Genomic DNA, 18,558 nt, shown 5'->3' on the forward strand with positions numbered 1-18,558 from the left:
CTTATTAATAGTTGATTAGTATTGAAAAGCAATTGCCATTGAATCTGTTTCGCTGGATATTCATATCGAGATTTTCGAGCACACCATTCATATTCAAATCCCGTGAAGAATAGACGTCTAAAATTCCCTGATTAAATGAATTCCTGGTTTGATTGATATCTTGATTCTCTACCGCGAGGTTCTGATTGGGATCTCCATTGATCATGCACCAAACTCCATTTACAAGTTTCATTTGATCGGATGCAGATCCATCATTGTAAGCCTGCGCAAGCGCCGTAGTAAAATCATAGCTTACTGGCCCTACTCCGAATGTGGCGATGCTATTACTCATGATCGCAACGTGGTTCCGATGTTTGAGAACAATCCTGACCGGCTCTGCCTGGGGCGTAAACTTCGGGGTAGTGTTATCCGCATTGGTGATGAGACCATTGGGCCGTAAAAACAAGCTCTGACTTTCAAGTATTGCTGTCGGATTGGCTGCACTGCGTACTTCGACCCTAATCCAATCCACTACCTCCGCTGATATGGCGATGTTATTGATATTCGGTACAAAAAGCCCGCTACCATAAGGATCCGTTTCCGGTATTAAACCCTGATTGTTACCAAAATAGGTTTGCAGGTCATTGCGCATTTGTGGCAAGTTGGCATGCATCGCTCCCTGCAAATTCACTTTAACACTCAGCTGAACTTTGTCGGCACATGGATTAATCACTACCGTGATTTTTGCCGTGGAGTTGTCTGTATTCCAGCAATCATTCGGCATGTCGTAGAAAAATGCATAGTAATCTCCTGGGCCCGCTGTCTGTGGCGTTGGGTATGGATTACCCGAGTGATTGGGATTATCAAACCACACAACCTGAGCTAACGGAGGATAATTGACTCCAGTCAGCGTAGTACCAAGAGCGGCCGTTGTAGCCGGACATGAATTGGTCAGCGTAGTAATTGAAATCAAACCTACCTGTTCGGTGCCTGCATTACATACCGGCAAGCAGTCATCTATTGTTACTGTAACTTGTCCGGTAGAGTAATCTGTATTGAAACAGCTATTGATCTGATCAAAGAAGAAAGCATAGTAGGTTCCCGATACGCTTACGTTGATTTTCCCCTGTCCATTGATAACAACCTCCGGCACCATGGTTCCCGGCTGATGATCCTGGGTAGTGTAAAATACGAGTGTAGCTCCGTTAGGCACTGCGTTCTCGTACAAAGGTTTGAGGTTCACAACCTTCGACGGACAAATATTTTTAATCGTTTTTGCACTCAACACTACCTGATCTGTCGTGGCATTACAGGGCGGACAAATTACGTTTGTGAGAACGACTTTTGCGCTGGAATTGCTTGTATTATAACAGTTATTTACAGCATCGTATAAAAATGCATAGTACGTACCTGCTCCTGCCGAAAGCGGCGTTGGATAGGGAGATCCAGTGTGATTAGGATTTGTGAACCATACCACCGACAGACCATCTGGAATCACACCTGTCAGCAAAGTGTTAAGATTGAGTTTATTAGTGGGGCACTTGGTTGACGCTTTGTCACTAAATAACACCACCTGCTTGGTCCCTGCGTTACAAGGCGTCGGACATGGGTTGACAACTGCTGTAACCTTTGCCGAAGAGTTGTCTGTATTATAACAATCATTTACCTCGTCGTAAAAAAATGCGTAGTAAATACCCGCTTCCGCAAATGTGGGGTTGGGGTATGGCAATCCTGTATGATTTGGATTTGTAAACCAGACAATAGACGTCCCTTGAGGCGGGACACCGGCGATTGCCTTAGTGATATCTACCTTATTGGACGGACAGATATTATTTTCCAAAGCTGCGTTCAACGACACCTGCTCAGTACCTGCGTTGCAGGGAGCCGGGCAGGGGGTAATCGTTACAGTAACCGCGGCAGTAGAATTATTCGTATTGAAGCACTCGTTGATCTGGTCATAAAAGAACGCGTAATAGGTACCGGAAGCGAACACATAAATCTTGCCGGTCATCTGTACTTCCGGGATCATTGTACCGGGAGCATGATTTGGTGTACTGTAAAAAACAATTGCTGACCCGGGAGGCGCCACATTGGTCACCAGCGGTTTGAGATCAACAAGCGACGCGGGGCAGATGTTTTTGATTTTGTTGGTACTTAATGTTGCCTGCTCCGTACCCGCGTTGCAAGGAGGACATAACATGGCTGTCACCGTAACCACCGCCGTTGAATTGTCTGTATTGTAGCAATTGTTGACTGTATCATAAAAAAAAGCATAATAAGTCCCAGGTGCCGCTGCCTGTGGCGATAAATATTTAAATCCAGTATGATTAGGATTCGTAAACCACAGCACTTGTATGTCTGGTGGTATTTGGCCGACCAAGGCATTGTTCAGATTATACTTATTACTCGGGCAAACTGTTGATGCATTATGAGTAGAAAGACTTACCTGATCCACTCCCGCATTACATTGCTTCAAAGCATCAACTCCACCAATGTCGAGACCAATGATTCCCATCTCATCTGCATCACCCATAAAAGTGACTTTCGCTGTCGTCGCAGCTGCAATAAATGTCAAAGACCGGGATATCCATTGATTTGTGTTAATACCTTCGGTAAAATTTGTTGTATGGAGAGTGTTGACTCCATTATTTGTCAATCTTAAGATAGCATTTCTCGCGTATTTCCACACGTCAGGTTGATTCTTAAATCGGGGTGCTATGACCCTATATTTTAATGTGTAACCATTTCCTGGCACGAGTCCCGTTATTATTGTCGAAGCCTCTTCGTTAAGGACGACATTATTGTGTACAACCAAGGTTAAAAAAGTGCCGTTGCCTGAGGGTGTCGGAGGAACGATCAAATGCCATTTATAATCATCTGATTGCTCTCCCCAGTAAATATTATTCGAGATGTCCGGTGAGTACTTCTCAATAGTCCAACCACTCGGAACGCAAAATCTGCAAATTGGGCCCCCACCAGACGGACTTATGGACTGAGACATTACAAACGTCAAACCAATCAATAACAAAAATATCGTAGATAGAAGTATCCTTTTTCTCATAACTCAAGTGTGTTTAAATTTCATTTCCACAGATCAACCTCAACTGTGTACTTCAAATCGGTTTTTTAAAGGTGGTGTCCGTTGCTCCGGACAGATGAATGTTTTTCATGATGTTTTCATAATGTTTAAGTTTTGAGATTTATAAAATGAGTTATTCATTCGATGACTGCAGGTTCAAAGTGTCAATCCTTTCATGCCCAAGGTGGTCCCGTTAGCTAGGGTTCGATATGTGTAATTATTTTAGTTGAAGAAGAAAGATTAAACGCCGATGAATCACCAGCGTTAATCTGCTACACACAAAACCCTATACTTTATTTGGCAATTACAATTTTGTGATCACTGGTTGTATTATTCTTCTGCGTCACTTTAACCACGTACATCCCTCCTGCCAAATGTTTGAGGTCAATATGCCTGGCAGGTCTTTCTCCGGATTCATAAACCTCTTTACCCCGCATATTAAAGATCTGGATCCTTTTAACCTTGCTCCAGTCTTCGGGAGTTTTGATACTTAGCTGGTCGCTTAGCGGATTAGGAAACATGGTAAAATCGGTTTTCAGGTCAAACCTCACGCTCTGAATTTTACTATAAGCACTGGTTTTATCTTTGTCAATCATGTGAAGCCGATACAAGTTGTCACCATTCAAAGGATAGGGATCAACAGCGGAGTAGAAATGTTCTGTTACACTTTCCCCTGTTGCCGCCACAATTTGAATTGTTGTCCACTGCTTTCCATCCCTGCTTCGCTGTACATCGAAGTGATCGCTGTTTGTTTCTTCGGTTGTCGACCAGGTAAGATTAGTTGTGTTGCCTTCTTTCGCAGCTTGAAATTCTTTTAGTTTCACTGGAAGATTTATTTCTACCGGTACAGAGGTAGTACTGTTATCATTAGCCGTTAAATTTCCAGGTGTTTGAGGTCCCTGAAAACCTAATGTTGCGGTAACGACACCTGTCCCAACAGCGTTACCCTCAACATGAATGTAAAAAGTAAAACATTCAGCATTAGGTAAAGGAGTATTATTCAGCAGACGTACTGTATGATTTCCTGTCTCATTAGAAAACTGCTGTATTGTAAAGTTAGTAAGATCTGAACCATCTGGATTCGTTACAGATAATAGGGTCAAATTGTTTGGAAAGCTTATTTGAGGTCTCAATTTATTGGCTGGTGCAGTGACATTGTTAGCATCAACATTACAGATAACAACTTCAACAATCCCTTCTTCGTAGTTAAGAATGGAAGGTTGCAGACCTAAGATATTGATATCACAATCTTGCGCAAAGACAGGATTAGCTAAATTGCTTCCAATTATAAATAATGTTCCAAGTAAAAGGTTCTTTGATTTCATTGTTTGGGCTATTTTGATTGAAAACTGATTTAAGTCGCAGGATAATCACCTGCCGCGTTAAGCCGCAGATGATTTCCATTTGTAAGATTCTTTAACTAATTGGTTGCAATTGAGGTAACACTCGAGTTGTTTGCTGTATTTAATTCTCCGCCACTGCCTCCAATTATCGTAGCAGTAATATTTTGTTTGGTTCCTGATGGAATTCCAGCCTTTCTTTTTACATTAAACCCAATTACCGCCTGCCCATTTGCTGGCAATACTTTCGTTGCCGTGGCTGTTATGAAATTGGCGTTTTCCGTAAATGTCCAGTCTCCGTTTTCATTCGCAGTACCGCCAAACACATTTGACTGCCCACTGGTAGTCGGGTAGGTTATTGTAAAAGCGTTGATTTTGTTTACGCGAAATGATACATTTCCATTGGTCGGCAAACCATTGATTTCAAATAAATTGATGACGAAATCCCTACTTGCATTGTCATCAAAACTCAATCCGTCTATGTCGAGCGTCGGTGTCAGATCTGGTTCTGCATCAAGCGGACAATCGGTAATCGTCACGCTTACCATGGCCTGCGAATTATTTGTGTTATAACATCCTCCTCCATAATGAAAAAAAGCATAATAGGTACCGGCAGGAGCCTTCGACGGATCAGCAACTGGCGGGCCGCTATGATCTGATGTGCTATACCAAACCAGCGTCCCGCCCACAGGAATTACACCTTGATAAAGTTTAGTAAGGTTCGTTGTCGTCCCTGCACAAATTGGCACAGATTGCCCAGATAGAATGACCTCGGCGGTAGAATTTATCTTAACCGTAACTTTGGCACTTGACGTCGCAGTATTATAACAATTATTCTGACTATCGTAGATAAAAGCAAAGTAATCTCCAGCAAAGGCCACCTTTGTTGGATCTTTTACAGCTGGAAGGGTATGCATTGCATTGCTATACCAAACCAGCGAGGTTCCAACCGGCAAATTACCTGAGAAATAGCTGTTGAGATTTACCGTTGAACCGGAGCAAATAGTGACTTCCTGCTGATTTAACGCAATCTGGGCACTACCTGCTTTACAAGGCGGGCAAGAGGGATTCGCGACGGCTTGAACTTGTGCCAGTGAAGAGTTGGCTGTATAACAAGCATTTGCCACATTATATAAAAACGCATAATAGGTAAACCCGGTCGCAGCTACTAAGGGATCTGCGACAGGTTCACCGGTGTTATTATTACTTGTAAACCAATGTAATCGATAGCCCGAAGGAGCCGATTCTGAGAGGGTTGAATTCAAATTTACCGTCTGTACTGGACAAGTATTTGTAATCGAGGATACAGTTAAGGTTGGCGTCTTCCTATTAACTGATACTGTAGCATTTGAATTAGCCACGTTATAACATTCTGCATTCAAATCCTTGAAAAAAGCATAGTAAATGCCCGGGCCCACCGCATTCGGATCGGCAATTGGTTGACCTGAGTGAGAAGGATTATTAAACCATACTACCTTGGTACCAGACGGTGGACTACCCTGAACATATGTCGTTAAATCCGCAGTTTGATCTGTACAAATCAAGGTTTTATTTGCTGATCCATTTACTATTGGTACCTGATTCGGACTCAAATCACACTGTTGTACCAACGCTGATGACCCAGCCAAGTCTAGGCAAACAAAGCCTCCCGGAGTTATCTCATTATCATATGCTTCTCCAGTGAAAGTTATTCTAACCTTATCGCTTGGTGCAACAAAGGTTATAGTTTGAAGAATCCATTTGTTAAAAAGGCCAATACCAAAAGTCACCGTTTTTTTTGTTATCACATTAGCGCCGTTGGTAACCCACAAAGTTGCAGTTTTGCCATAATCCGTGTAAAAAATATCATCAAAGGTTTGGTATTTCGCTTTTCCGGATAATACGTGGTATGACAAGTTATATGTCTTTCCAGCCGTGAGGCCCGAAATCTCTGAGAAGGCCCCATTGTCTTTGTTTTGTATCGGCGTTGTCGGCGGGGGAACGTGAACGGTAAGCCACCTCACACCAGCCCCGCCGGACGGAGATAACGGCTGAGACAGATCTTCTCCTGCACCGTTTATCCAGCTCATAAAACAGTCATCAGGACAAACCGGATTTCCAATTGTATATGGATATGCTACATTTGGTGCGTTTGTCCATCCGGGGATGTTGCAGTTTTGGCCACAATTAGCCTGGGCGTTTGTCGAATAAACATTTTGCGCTTTCGCCCCATTTTTTAGTATTACTAATAATAATAATAATAATAATAATAGCGATTGAAAATATATCTTCCTCATAACTCAAGTGTGTTTAAATTTCATTTCCACAGATCAATCTCAGCTGTGTACTTCAAATCGGTTTCTTAAAGTTGGTGTCTGTTGCTCCGGACAGGTGAATGTTTTTCATGATGTTTTCATAATGTTTAAGTTTTGAGATTTATAAAATGAGTTATTCTGTCGATGACAGCAGGTTGCGATGTCATCCATACAAAAATTGAAAACAGAAAAACAGAATTAACAAAGCGATGAACTAACGGCAGGAGAAATAAACTAACGGTCAAGAAAAATAGACTTTGTACAATATTTTTGACCAAAAATCCATTATTGGATGGTTTTGATGACAAAGTGTTGTGAAATTATTGCATCCCACTGTCGCAACAGTGGGATGCAGCTGATCGCATTTTATCGCCAGCCAGGCTTGAACAAAATGATCAGCAGGATAAAGACCGCTGTCACAATCAACGGAACGGCGCTCATCCAGACCATAATGGTTGCTGGCTGCAGATTATCGTACCAAACCAGAAAGCCCGATACCACGATAACCAGGAAGAGGGCCACCCCTACTATGATAAGGGCCCGTTTTTCAAAGCGGCTCATCAGCTTGCCCCCGGTAAACTCGCTGTAAGCAATGTACCCCAGGATTACCATGAGCGAGAACAAGTCTATTGTCAGTCCTAAAAAATATGTTTGCATAGATCAAATTGTTATGAGGTTTAGTTACTGTGATGAATACCAGAAAATTTCCACGCGCGCAAACTATTTGCTATATACGTAGTGAAATTGCAGCGTGTTTTTTACTTTTATTTACCACATGCAAATATGATCCGTTAAATGGATTTCAACGAAAGCAATGAATAAACGGTACAGCAGGTTTTTCAAAAGGTAAATCGGCTGGTATTTCGCTCTGGAGTAGCAAGCAGGAAGCAGGCGCGGTGATTATTACCGATGGTTAGCTGAAACCAGCCTTAGAGTAATTTCATTTCCGTTTTTTACACGCCATTAGTAAATTATAACTTGTTTGAAGGTATACCTATCTGAATTGGACCATGTATCCAAGATTCCTTTGCCGATTGTGTTTTCTTTTTTTGCCATCGACGTTATCTGCACAATTCATTTTTCAGAATTTCAATCAGGAAGACGGCCTCAGCGCAAATCACGTACGATGTCTTTATAAGGATCAGGAGGGGTATTTATGGATCGGTACAACCAACGGGCTGAACCGTTTCGACGGCAGCCAGATCCGGCGTTTCAGAAGCAGCAAAGGCGAAAAAGACGATTTTATCAATGCAATCTACCCTTTTGACGACTACCGGCATTTATTGATCGCGACCAGTAAGGGAATCAAGATCTTTGATAAAGAAACCGGCACGTTCCGCTCCGACAAACGTTTTACTGTCTTGGACGGGAAAGTGGTCCTTGCCTTCCGGCCCGACAGCCGCGGGCGGTTGTGGGTTATCGCCCGATTTCAATTGTATATATATACCGAGGGAAAACTGGTCCAGGCAGATTCCATTATTCCCGCCCTCAAAATCATGGGTGATCAGGACTTCACGCATTCCGGGTTTGCAGCGTTCTGCTGGGACGCTGTAAGGCAAGGGTTCTGGGTAGGTGGAACCAGGAGCTTTTTCATTGACTGCAAAAAGGATATCGTTTTTAGCAAGGAAAATAATCCACATAAATATCCTATACTGGATTATTCGGATGTTGTTTCGATAGCGGTCGACAAAAAACAAAATCTGTGGTTCAGCTCTGGTACCGAACTGGGTTTGTACTTCTGGGATTCGACTAAAAAATCCGTTAAAAAATATTCGCAGCTTGACGGTAAAGAGCTAACAGACAGCTGTAACCGACTTTATGTTGACAGCTACAATCGGCTTTGGATTTCTACTTACTTACAGGCTGCGTACTACAAGCTGCCAGGTCACCCGATCAGAAAATTAGTATACGATCAGGATGAACCGTATTCGATAGGCTACGGGTATTTCCGCGAAATCATGGAAGATGCAGACGGGAATCTGTGGTTTGGGACGATGAACGGCGTCAGTAAGCATCTTAACGATGAGCCTGTCCAGGCTATTTACAATCTGCCCAGTTTCAAGTTCTTCCTGGAAGTCAACTTTGCCCCTGCCAATTCCATCACAGTGGACAAAAATGTGATCATGGCAGCAAAAGAAGAGGGCATGATCTCCTACAATATGGAAGACCATACCTTCAAAAGATATGCAGTTACTACCGATAGCAAGGAATACATACGCAATAAATTCCTGATGTCCCTAAAAGGTAAAGACAGATGGTGGTTCGCAGGGTATGATGGTGTGTATTATCTGAAACATGGAGAAAACAAGATCAGAAAATTTGACCGGGTCAAACCGGGAATGGTGTCAACTTCTGCCAATTTTATTTTTGAAGACAGCAAAGGAAAGATCTGGTTTCAGATCTACGATGACGCTTTGTATCGTTATGATCCGGTCTCCGACCATTGCGACAGATTTGACGGGACCCAGCCTGAAAGAGGTTTGTTCACTTATGCTTTCTGCAAAGCTTTCATAAAACTTAAAAACGGAAATCTGCTCTTTACAATTAATGGTGTCGGTTTTCTGAAATTCGATGCGGTTACTGAGAAATTCTCGATAGTACCCGTTGCCGACGCCCGGAAATTTGATGTGGCGAAGATGGTCGAAGACGCGCAGGGCAATATCTGGTCTGCGGTTTGGGGTAAGGGAATTGTCAAGCTCACTGAGTCAGGTGCCGATCTTGACAGTCTGAACACCAGTCACGGACTGCTCTTCGATCATATCGTTGGGCTATGCATTGATAAGAGGGGTTTTATATGGGCAGCCAGCAATGAGGGATTAATGTTCTTTGATCCGGCCACGAAGGCTGTTACCGAGGTAAAAGTGCAGTTTGGCAAAACACTTCAGGATTTCTGGAAAGATGTGATCATTGACGGTGACAAGGTATATGCGGTGATGATGGACCAGGTGGTCGTTTTTAATCCTGCCCATTTCCTGGCAGTTCCCATCAAAAAGCCGCCGCACATCACCTATGCAAAGATATTCGGAAAACAGGCTTCCCATATCAGAGAAATTACCGATTTCAACGACATTGCTACATTGACGCTTTCTCCTCACCAGGACTTTATTACATTTCAATTTGCTTCCCTTAACCACAAGGATGTACCTTCCCTGCAATACAGCTACCAGCTGGTAGGGAGTGACCAGGGGTGGATCAATGCAGGTCGGCTAACTACCGTTTCATACAACAACCTCACCCCGCGAACATACATTTTCAAAGTCCGGAGCACGGACGAAAAAGGGCGTTGGATGGATGATGTGACTGCATTAAGGATCCGGGTTTTGCCCCAATGGTGGCAGCGTTGGTGGTTCCTGCTGATCGTCGCTATGTTATCTGTAACATTTCTGATGCTGATTTTCCAAAGTTACCGTCGACGCAAGCAAAAATCGGCTTTCGCCCGGACGATCAACTACTTTGCGAACTCGACCTATGGTGAAAATTCGGTCAATGAAATATGCTGGGACATTGCGAGGAACTGTATTTCGCACTTACATTTCGAGGACTGTGTGGTTTATTTGTTGGATAAGGAGAAGAATAAGCTGGTACAGAAAGCCGCATACGGCCCCAAAAATATCAAAGGAAACGAAATAACAAATCCGCTCGAAATAGAAATGGGTCAGGGTATTGTGGGTACTGCCGCCGCCACCAAAAGACCATTGATCATACCGGATACCACCAAAGACCCCAGGTACATTGTTGACGACTACAGAAGGTTTTCCGAACTTTCCGTACCGATTTTGCACGAAGGCAGGGTGATCGGTGTGGTGGATTCCGAACACAGGCAGAAAGACTTTTTCACGATGGAACATGCCCGGACCTTACAGACCATCGCTTCTATCAGCGCCAACAAAATTGCCGAAGCACAAGCTGAAAAGCAGGCACAGGACAAAGAGATCATGCTCCTCGAAATTAACAAAATGCTTGCGGAGAGCCAGTTGATGGCCCTTCGTGCGCAAATGAACCCGCACTTTGTATTCAACTGCCTCAACAGCATTCAGGAATGCATCATTACCGAGAAATATGGAGAAGCAAGTGATTACCTCGGTAAGTTTTCCAAGCTGTTCCGCAATGTGCTTAACAACTCAGATAAAAATCTGGTGACTATTGAGGAAGAAGAGGATGTGCTGGAACTATACTTACAGCTCGAACAAATGCGTTTCGGGCGAACTTTTGACTACCAAATCACTACCGACGACGATCTGGAGAGCGAGGATATACTGCTGCCCTCCATGCTACTCCAGCCTTACGTAGAAAACGCATTATGGCACGGCCTGATGCACAAAAATGGCAAAAGAGATCTGCTGATCGCATTCAAGAGGATCAACGACGAAGTTTTTGAATGCAGGATTGAAGACAACGGGATCGGCAGGAAGCAGTCATTTGAAATCAAAAAAACAAACATCAATGCGAAGCGGCATAAATCAAAAGGTATGCAGATTTCAAAAGACCGGCTGAACCTGCTGCAAAGGCAGGGACAGCACGCATCTGTTGATATCATCGATAAATACAGTCCTGAGGGCGACCCGCGGGGAACTCTGGTGGTGATCAGATTATCTACATTTTTACAAAACACATAACACGTTATGATCAAAGCACTCATTATTGACGATGAATTGAAAGCCCGAAACGTTCTGAACCATTATCTCCAGAAGCTCATTCCAGAAATAAACGAAGTCAGACAGGCGGATTCGGTCACCGAAGCACTTACGATACTTGAAACCTATCAGCCCGATATGGTTTTCCTGGATGTGGAAATGCCGCATCAGAATGGCTTTGATTTCTTAATGGCCCAGAAACAACCGACTTATGATATTGTTTTTACAACAGCTTACAACCAGTACGCGATCCAGGCGATCCGGTTCAGTGCACTTGACTACCTGCTCAAACCGGTAGATCCAGACGAGCTGAGGGTGGCAGTTGACAGGCATTTGACCAAAATGAAACAAAAATTCCACGAGCAGAAGCAGCAGCTATATGATAATCTCGTTCAGAATATCGAGAAAAAAGATGTGCGGGATTTCCGGCTGGCTGTTCCTACGAGCAGTGGCGTTCATTTTTTTACTTTGGATGAGATACTTCGCCTGGAAGCAGACAAAAACTACACATCTATTCACCTGATCGGGAGAAGACCTTTTGTTTCCAGCAAAACGCTCAAACATTTTGATGAAATGCTGGGAGAATTCAATTTCATCCGGACGCACAAATCCCATCTGGTTAACCCGCGGCATATTACGCAGGTAACACACAATAATCAGTACGTACTGCTTACCGACGGTTCCAGAATCGAAGTGTCCCGAAGAAAGAAAGAAGAGGTGCAACAGCACCTCAACATCCGATAAAATTACCTGACTAACTGATCGAACAACTTCAAAAGTGTACTCCCCGGGTCCTTACAAAAGCCCGGGTGCACCTTTGATGCCTGGATAACGGTACTGCGCGTAGCAGTAAGCCAGCGAAAACGAGACGCCGGTGGCAGGCCTCCGATGGCTCCGCCAGCCGCCCCGCCAGTGCATATCTTCTCCAGTGCATGCAATGATGCCTCAACTTCTTCAATGTCAATATCTTTATAAAAGGCAGAAAGCCGGTTCCGGTCAGCTTCAAAGATAAATTTCAGGTAATTCTGCCTAGCACAATACAAAATAACCCCAACATTCATAAATTCCTCACGCTCTACCCTGGGCATAACGCGGATCACAGCATACTCAAATAAGTGATTTTCTTGCATCCTGCGCGCTGTTTACAAAGACCTCAGATACTGAGATCCGTGATTCCAAAAATTGACCGTAAGCCCGGCGGTGTTCCTTCGGCGACTCGAAAGGAGAATCCGCCGAAAGCCACTCGTCCGGTATCAGCGAAACAATGGAAGCGATCTTTTGTGGCGTTAAAACCGCCCGGAATTCTTTATCAACCTCATCCAGTTCGGAAGCATATTTTAATAACACATGGTCCTTAATCTGTGCAAAAGGCCTTTTCGCCTGTTCTTCCCAATTCTGCCATGAATGATGAAAATACAATGCCGCACCATGATCGATCAACCAAAGCTCTTTGTGCCACATCAGCATATTGGTATTCCTGACAGTCCTGTCCACATTGGTAATCAGGCTATCCAGCCAGACGATTTGGGAAGCCAGCCGGGAATCTATGTCATTGAGAACAGGATCAAATGTGATGGCACCTGACAAATAATGAACAGCCAGATTAAGGCCTGTACTGGCACGGAGCAAATCCTGGATTTCCTCATCGGGTTCGGTTCTGCCAAATGCCTCATTGAGATTAGCAAAAACGATTTCAGGAATCCGAAGACCCAGTAAACGGGCAATTTCTCCGCCTATGAGTTCTGCAATCAGCGCCTTTGTCCCCTGCCCTGCCCCTTTGAATTTGAGTACATACAGAAAATCATCATCCGCCTCGGCAATCGCGGGCAAAGAGCCCCCTTCACGCAGCGGCGTCACATACCGGATCACATTGACATTGCGAAGGTAAGGTTGAATATCAGTCATAAATTTTGTCATTAATTTGACCCGTCGGCAAAGTAACGGATTTTCTTTTTATCCCCTGCCGCCGGGCGTGACGTATGTGCACTTGACGTTTATCAAGCATCGCCTTGCTTTAACTTATTCGATGGGTTCCCGGCGATGAGCTGAATTTGGTTGGAACGGTATTTTAGTCCTCTTTACAAACATATATCAAACCATCGCATCAACTAAAATCTGAAAACCTATGAAATTCATGAAAACCATTCTGATCCTGGCCATAATATGTGCTCCTGTTGTATCGCAAGCACAATCCCGTTCCTCGCGAAGTGAAACCACTTACCAGAAAAAAACATCCAGCCGGAAAGTAACCACAGATACCTCCGACATTGGCACGATCCTGAAAGATTCTTCCAATGCAGAAACCGGGCCGATTCTGAATGATAATGGCAGCATCAGTACCACCGGGACCATCGACGGCAGAAGCAGCACCGGCCGCCCTGATGCCGATTCTACCACTTCCTACACTGCTAAAAGAACAAAGAGAACAATCCGTACCGGTGGGGCAGTTATGCCCGATACTACAAAAAGAAAACGCAGCAGGCCATAACTCAAGCCAAAAATCCCAACTCGGGGTTCGTTGTGTTTCCCTCCCGTATTGACTCCTTTTGAGAACACAGACTCAGGTTATGAAACACACATTTCAATTAAATACGGGAAATCTCAATTCAAGTTTCGACCGCGATCGCAGAAACTTACTGCACGGAACTTTATACTTTCAATGGTTTGGATTTAAAAAGAATTCAAAACCACAAAATACTCGTAATCAACATATTGTAACAAATCTCGTTTCCAGCTAGCACGAAATATCAGAATCAGTTAAAGTAAAACAGCGCCACTCTCGTCCTTGTTAATCAGGCGTATATGCATTCTTAGGCCTGCCTCAATTCCGAAAATTTCATTTTCAATATGTACCCAATTCTGCTATTTCTGCACTCGGTTGTACGCTGGCTGGTGGTGATTTCCCTTTTCATTGCCATTTATAAAGGATTCAGAGGGTGGAGAAAAAACCTCCCTTTTACCAAAACTGACAATTCCGCCCGCCATATTGCAGCCACATTTTCGCATATCCAACTGACGATCGGCTACCTGCTGTATTTCAACAGCCCGTTCATCGCCTATTTCCGGTCCAATTTCAGCGAGGCCATGAAACAATTTGACCTGATGTTTTTTGGCATCATACATATCACACTGATGACCATATCTATCATCTTAATTACAATCGGCTCCTCGCTGGCGGAAAGGCAGGAAACAAATCCGGCCAAATTCAGGACCATGACCATTTTTTATCTCATTGCCCTGATCCTCATTTTTATCGCTATACCATGGCCATTTTCACCACTTTCCGCAAGACCGTATTTACGGACGTTTTAACATGAGGGTAGATTTTAAAAAAGGGCGAATTGTCATTTGTAGTCAGATGTTGCCATTGGTAGTCATTCGGTCGTTTATATACCATAGTAACTATAAATGACCAACTCATGACTAAGAGACCTTCCCTCACTAACACATGACAATACGCAACCTGAACTGCGCAACACCTTCTCTCTCTTTTCAGACATTATTTCGACGGGTTGACGTTTAACCAATTAAGTTTCTTAATTTTTCGATCGGATTGATGCGGATATCGAAAAATGATATGGATACTTTAACAAATGAACTCAGACTGGCAGTACTCATCGACGCCGACAATGTACCCTACTCCAATATCAGGGAGATGCTGGAAGAAATAGCAAAAAACGGTACGCCTACCATCAAAAGAATTTATGCCGACTGGACGAAACCAACTGTCTCCGGCTGGAAAAATGTGCTGCTGGAAAATGCGATTACGCCCATACAGCAATACAGTTACACAACAGGGAAAAATTCGAGCGACAGCGCACTGATTATCGATGCGATGGATATTTTATACTCTGGAAAAGTGGAAGGTTTCTGTATCGTATCCAGCGACAGTGATTTCACCCGCCTTGCCACCAGGCTGCGGGAAGCAGGTATGAAGGTGATAGGCATAGGTGAAAAGAAGACACCGACGCCTTTTATCAGCGCATGTAACAAGTTCATTTACATAGAGATACTAAAAGTGGCGAGCGCTTCACCGGCAGAACCGGACGTCAAAACCAAAAACAAGCCAAAACCAAAAAGTATCCCGTTAAATAAAGTTGACAGGGAATTATTGAAACTTCTCACGGAAAGTGTGTCAGACCTGGCCGACGAAAGTGGATGGGCGTATCTCGGAGATCTTGGTAATTTTATCCTGAAAAAGAAAACCGATTTTGACTCAAGAAATTACGGATTTCCAAAATTGCTTCCGCTGATCAAAAGCCTGGACAAACAATTTGAAATCGATGAAAGGGAAACAGGCAGGAATAAGATCCGGCATATATATATCAAGATTAAATAAGCCAGGAACCAGTTTAAAGATCCATTCCGACCCAAAAAAGCGAACCCCGCCGGACTAGCTGTCTGACGGGGAATGCCTTCATTTAACGTTGAGAAAAAAATCAACTTAAATTATGTGGGGGATGGTAACTTATACCATCTAATACTTCCCACGATCCGGATCGTACTATGCAAAAGAAAATTTACTTTTTCTGCTGCGACAGGAAAGTGATCAAAGAGGCGAATTCTTCATAAGAAAGCTCATTGGCCAGTCCCGGAGGCATCATGGAGGTTTCGAGTTCTTTGCGGGAAGTGATATCTGCCACTTTGATCGTATAAACCTGTCCAATGATATCCCTCATCACCAACTTTTCAGCCGACTCTTCCGAAACAAAACCCATGTAACTTTTGTCGCCTTTTGCTGTAATCATGACCGATGCAAAACCCTGGGAGATAGAAGCATTGGGCTTCAAAATAGATTCCGCAATCTGCTCCCGGTTCATGATAGAGCCGATCTGGCCCATAAACGGCCCTTTCATCGTTTCTCCTTTGGCAATGCTGTGACAAGCCACGCATCCCTGTTTTGTAAATAATGTCTTACCGAGTGCAGGGTCCCCGTTGATTTTTGCCATAGCCAGCATTACATCTTCAATCGAAGACTCCCCTATCTGCCCCTTTTTGTTTCGGATTTTATTGAGGTCCACTTTCACCTCCTCTTTTACTGCAACCACTTCTTCTCCTCCGAATTCGGTTATTTCCAAACGATTACGACCATTCAAATCCGCATAAAACTCTTTACCCGCGTCGTCCGATTTATTGAATTGCTCCATCAGAAACTCCCTGATCCCGGGAGACGATTCCCAGGTTACAGCTTTGTAATACGGGCCGTGGGTATCCGGGCGGGTACTCCACCACCACGATCCGTCATAATCCGCCTCTTTTTTATAAATACGCGCGAGGGTGGTAATAATTTGCTTTTTCAGTGTTTCGTCCGGGCTTGTTTTATAAGCATTCATCAAACCCCTAACAGCTTTGGGATCATGCATATACCGCAAAGCCCAAAGTGCTATTGTGGAATTTTCAGAACCAATAGCAGCCACACAAGCATCTACGGCGTTTAATGCTACCAACGCGCGGACTGCAATGTGGGCGGGTACGATGGCAGAGTTGGGTGTAGCATGCGGCCCCTCGGTGCCCTTGGCCGGTTCTACAAAAGACGCAGGCACCTTTACTTTTAACAACTCTGATGCAACTTCCGGACGCCCCAGGCGGCCAAGACCAACGGTAGCAGCAACCTGTACACGCGGTGACGGATCAGTAAGTCCTATCAGAAAGGGTTCTGACGGCACAGTTTTCAAATAACCCTTCCGATCTGCCAGCGCACGCAAAGCATATTCCCTGAAATCATTTTCGGCCGTCAGCTTCACCAGATTTGAAACCCCGTTTTCTTTTGCGATTTGCGCATAGGTGTACATGCCGGCAACCCGGGCGTAAAGTGGCAGAGTTTTATCCGAAGCCACAGTCCATGAGGCTTTTATAGTTTTTTTGGCAGGACGAATAAGTAATTCCTGCTGGGCAGCAAGGCGTGCAGCAGCACTCTGGGATTTCAGAATCGTTATTAATTCTTTAACTGAGGCTTTTTTCAAATCCCCGAATGCCTTGTACTCCCAATTTTTAGGCACGACCCGCACCACAAACCCTTTGTCAGGATTACCCGAATAACCGGCCCCGTCCCAGGCAGATAGATAAACCCGGCCGGATGCATCGATATCGATGTCTGTTATTTGTGCCAATTTGATAAACTCCTCCTCTTTCTGTGTAAAAGTGGCTCCGTCCGGGGTCACGCGGTGGAGATAGAGCTGGCTCCTGCCCCAGTCTGCCATCATCGGTACATGATTGTATTTTTCGGGCCAGGTCGCATCATCCATATACAACGCGCCGGTTCCTGAGCCACCGCCAACATCAACCAGTGCAGGGATAATTTCATTTGTAAAGTGCTTGAAAAGAACCGGATACCCATATTCACCCGATTGGATCTGATTACTGAACCGGATATTCCAGCCGCCGCCGTCGTTGGTATTGTCCCTGGTAAAAATATTCATGTAAGGATCAATGGCCACATCATATATATTGCGCATCCCGTGGGTATACACCTCCATTTCCGTTCCGTCCGGACGTACACGTACGATCCCGCCCCCCAGCATCGTGAGTTTTTTACCTGACCGGTCAACCGCATCATGAAACCCAAAATCTCCCGCAGCAATATAGATCCAACCATCTATACCCATCCTGATTCCATTGGTAGCGTGGTCGGTACCGCGGCTTTGCAGGAATTTCGGAGAACTGATGTTTTGAATAAGCGGCTTGGAAAGCCCGTCGGCTACACCGTCATGGTTTTTATCTTCAAATACAACCAGGTCCATGCCGCTGGCTTTACCAGTTTCTTTGGAAAAAGTCGTATGAAGTACAAAGAGCTGATCTCCATTAGAGATGATCCCGCGTGGGTTATCGACCATTGCGTAGGTAGTATGCTTGTCTACTTTACCGTCATTATTTTCGTCGGTTAGCCGCACAATACTCCCTTTTCCAGGATCTTTTCCCAATGACCCGATCATATCCACACCAACATACACCTCGCCGGTGGCGGCAACCGCAATACATGCAGGGCTTGGATTAATGTCCGATCCGGTAAAATGTGTGATATTCAGTTCTTCCGGCCAGCTGGTTGCATTAGGCAAAGAATCGATCCTGCTTAGGGTTTTGGACGTTTTCGGAATTTGGGAGCCTTCGTCGGTCCACATGTTCCAGACCAGAATAAGAAAGGCAGAAACCAGCCCCAGCGTAATTTTCGACATAAATGAGCGCTATTAAAGAGGAATTGTTTATTAAAAATTCGGGATCAAAAGGACAAAATT

12 protein-coding genes are annotated in these 18,558 nt (G+C 44.3%); 5 read left to right on the forward strand and 7 right to left on the reverse strand.

Annotated features, from left to right (window positions below; all coding sequences use genetic code 11):
* Positions 1–4: 4 nt before the first annotated feature.
* From FBF61_RS04760 to FBF61_RS04775, 4 genes are all read right to left on the reverse strand, one after another.
* Positions 5–2,554, reverse strand: coding sequence for a hypothetical protein (locus FBF61_RS04760; RefSeq protein ID WP_138475999.1), 2,550 nt, complete (start codon positions 2,552–2,554; stop codon positions 5–7).
* A gap of 797 nt (positions 2,555–3,351) precedes the next feature.
* On the reverse strand, positions 3,352–4,383 hold the full coding sequence (locus FBF61_RS04765; RefSeq protein ID WP_138476000.1) for a T9SS type A sorting domain-containing protein: 1,032 nt from the start codon (positions 4,381–4,383) through the stop codon (positions 3,352–3,354).
* A gap of 95 nt (positions 4,384–4,478) precedes the next feature.
* Complete coding sequence (locus tag FBF61_RS04770) at positions 4,479–6,674, reverse strand: hypothetical protein (protein WP_138476001.1); 2,196 nt, start codon at positions 6,672–6,674, stop codon at positions 4,479–4,481.
* Positions 6,675–7,058: 384 nt separating this feature from the next.
* Positions 7,059–7,349: a hypothetical protein gene (locus FBF61_RS04775; RefSeq protein WP_138476002.1), complete on the reverse strand. Its 291-nt coding sequence runs from the start codon at positions 7,347–7,349 to the stop codon at positions 7,059–7,061.
* A gap of 353 nt (positions 7,350–7,702) precedes the next feature.
* Here FBF61_RS04775 and FBF61_RS04780 point away from each other — a divergent pair, with 353 nt between their 5' ends.
* Together FBF61_RS04780 and FBF61_RS04785 are read left to right on the forward strand one after the other, a co-directional pair.
* The gene (locus FBF61_RS04780) at positions 7,703–11,308 is read left to right on the forward strand and encodes a sensor histidine kinase (protein WP_138476003.1); all 3,606 of its coding nucleotides are present in this window, start codon (positions 7,703–7,705) and stop codon (positions 11,306–11,308) included.
* A 6-nt stretch (positions 11,309–11,314) separates the two neighbouring features.
* On the forward strand, positions 11,315–12,070 hold the full coding sequence (locus FBF61_RS04785) for a LytR/AlgR family response regulator transcription factor (protein ID WP_138476004.1): 756 nt from the start codon (positions 11,315–11,317) through the stop codon (positions 12,068–12,070).
* A 2-nt stretch (positions 12,071–12,072) separates the two neighbouring features.
* On the opposite strand, the gene FBF61_RS04790 is transcribed toward FBF61_RS04785, so the two are convergent.
* Together FBF61_RS04790 and FBF61_RS04795 are read right to left on the reverse strand one after the other, a co-directional pair.
* Positions 12,073–12,456 (reverse strand): DUF3037 domain-containing protein, encoded by a 384-nt coding sequence (locus FBF61_RS04790; protein ID WP_138476005.1) that lies wholly within the window; start codon positions 12,454–12,456, stop codon positions 12,073–12,075.
* Positions 12,434–13,231: a HipA family kinase gene (locus FBF61_RS04795; RefSeq protein WP_138476006.1), complete on the reverse strand. Its 798-nt coding sequence runs from the start codon at positions 13,229–13,231 to the stop codon at positions 12,434–12,436. Before FBF61_RS04795 ends, FBF61_RS04790 begins: the two co-directional genes overlap by 23 nt.
* Positions 13,232–13,460: 229 nt before the next feature.
* Here FBF61_RS04795 and FBF61_RS04800 point away from each other — a divergent pair, with 229 nt between their 5' ends.
* The 3 genes from FBF61_RS04800 to FBF61_RS04810 all read left to right on the forward strand — a co-directional run bounded on the left by FBF61_RS04800 (position 13,461) and on the right by FBF61_RS04810 (position 15,665).
* Positions 13,461–13,814 carry a hypothetical protein gene (locus FBF61_RS04800; protein WP_229214916.1) on the forward strand — a complete coding sequence of 118 codons (354 nt, stop codon included), beginning with the start codon at positions 13,461–13,463 and terminating at the stop codon, positions 13,812–13,814.
* A gap of 359 nt (positions 13,815–14,173) precedes the next feature.
* On the forward strand, positions 14,174–14,638 hold the full coding sequence (locus FBF61_RS04805) for a hypothetical protein (RefSeq protein WP_138476008.1): 465 nt from the start codon (positions 14,174–14,176) through the stop codon (positions 14,636–14,638).
* Between the two features lie 265 nt (positions 14,639–14,903).
* Positions 14,904–15,665 carry an NYN domain-containing protein gene (locus tag FBF61_RS04810; protein ID WP_138476009.1) on the forward strand — a complete coding sequence of 254 codons (762 nt, stop codon included), beginning with the start codon at positions 14,904–14,906 and terminating at the stop codon, positions 15,663–15,665.
* Positions 15,666–15,846: 181 nt separating this feature from the next.
* Here the strand turns inward: FBF61_RS04810 and FBF61_RS04815 are convergent, their stop codons facing one another.
* A complete protein-coding gene (locus FBF61_RS04815) occupies positions 15,847–18,498 on the reverse strand; it encodes a DUF7133 domain-containing protein (RefSeq protein WP_138476010.1) in 2,652 nt (883 codons plus the stop codon).
* Positions 18,499–18,558: the final 60 nt, after the last annotated feature.

The organism is Dyadobacter bucti (genome assembly GCF_005869225.1).
Lineage (GTDB): Bacteria > Bacteroidota > Bacteroidia > Cytophagales > Spirosomataceae > Dyadobacter > Dyadobacter bucti.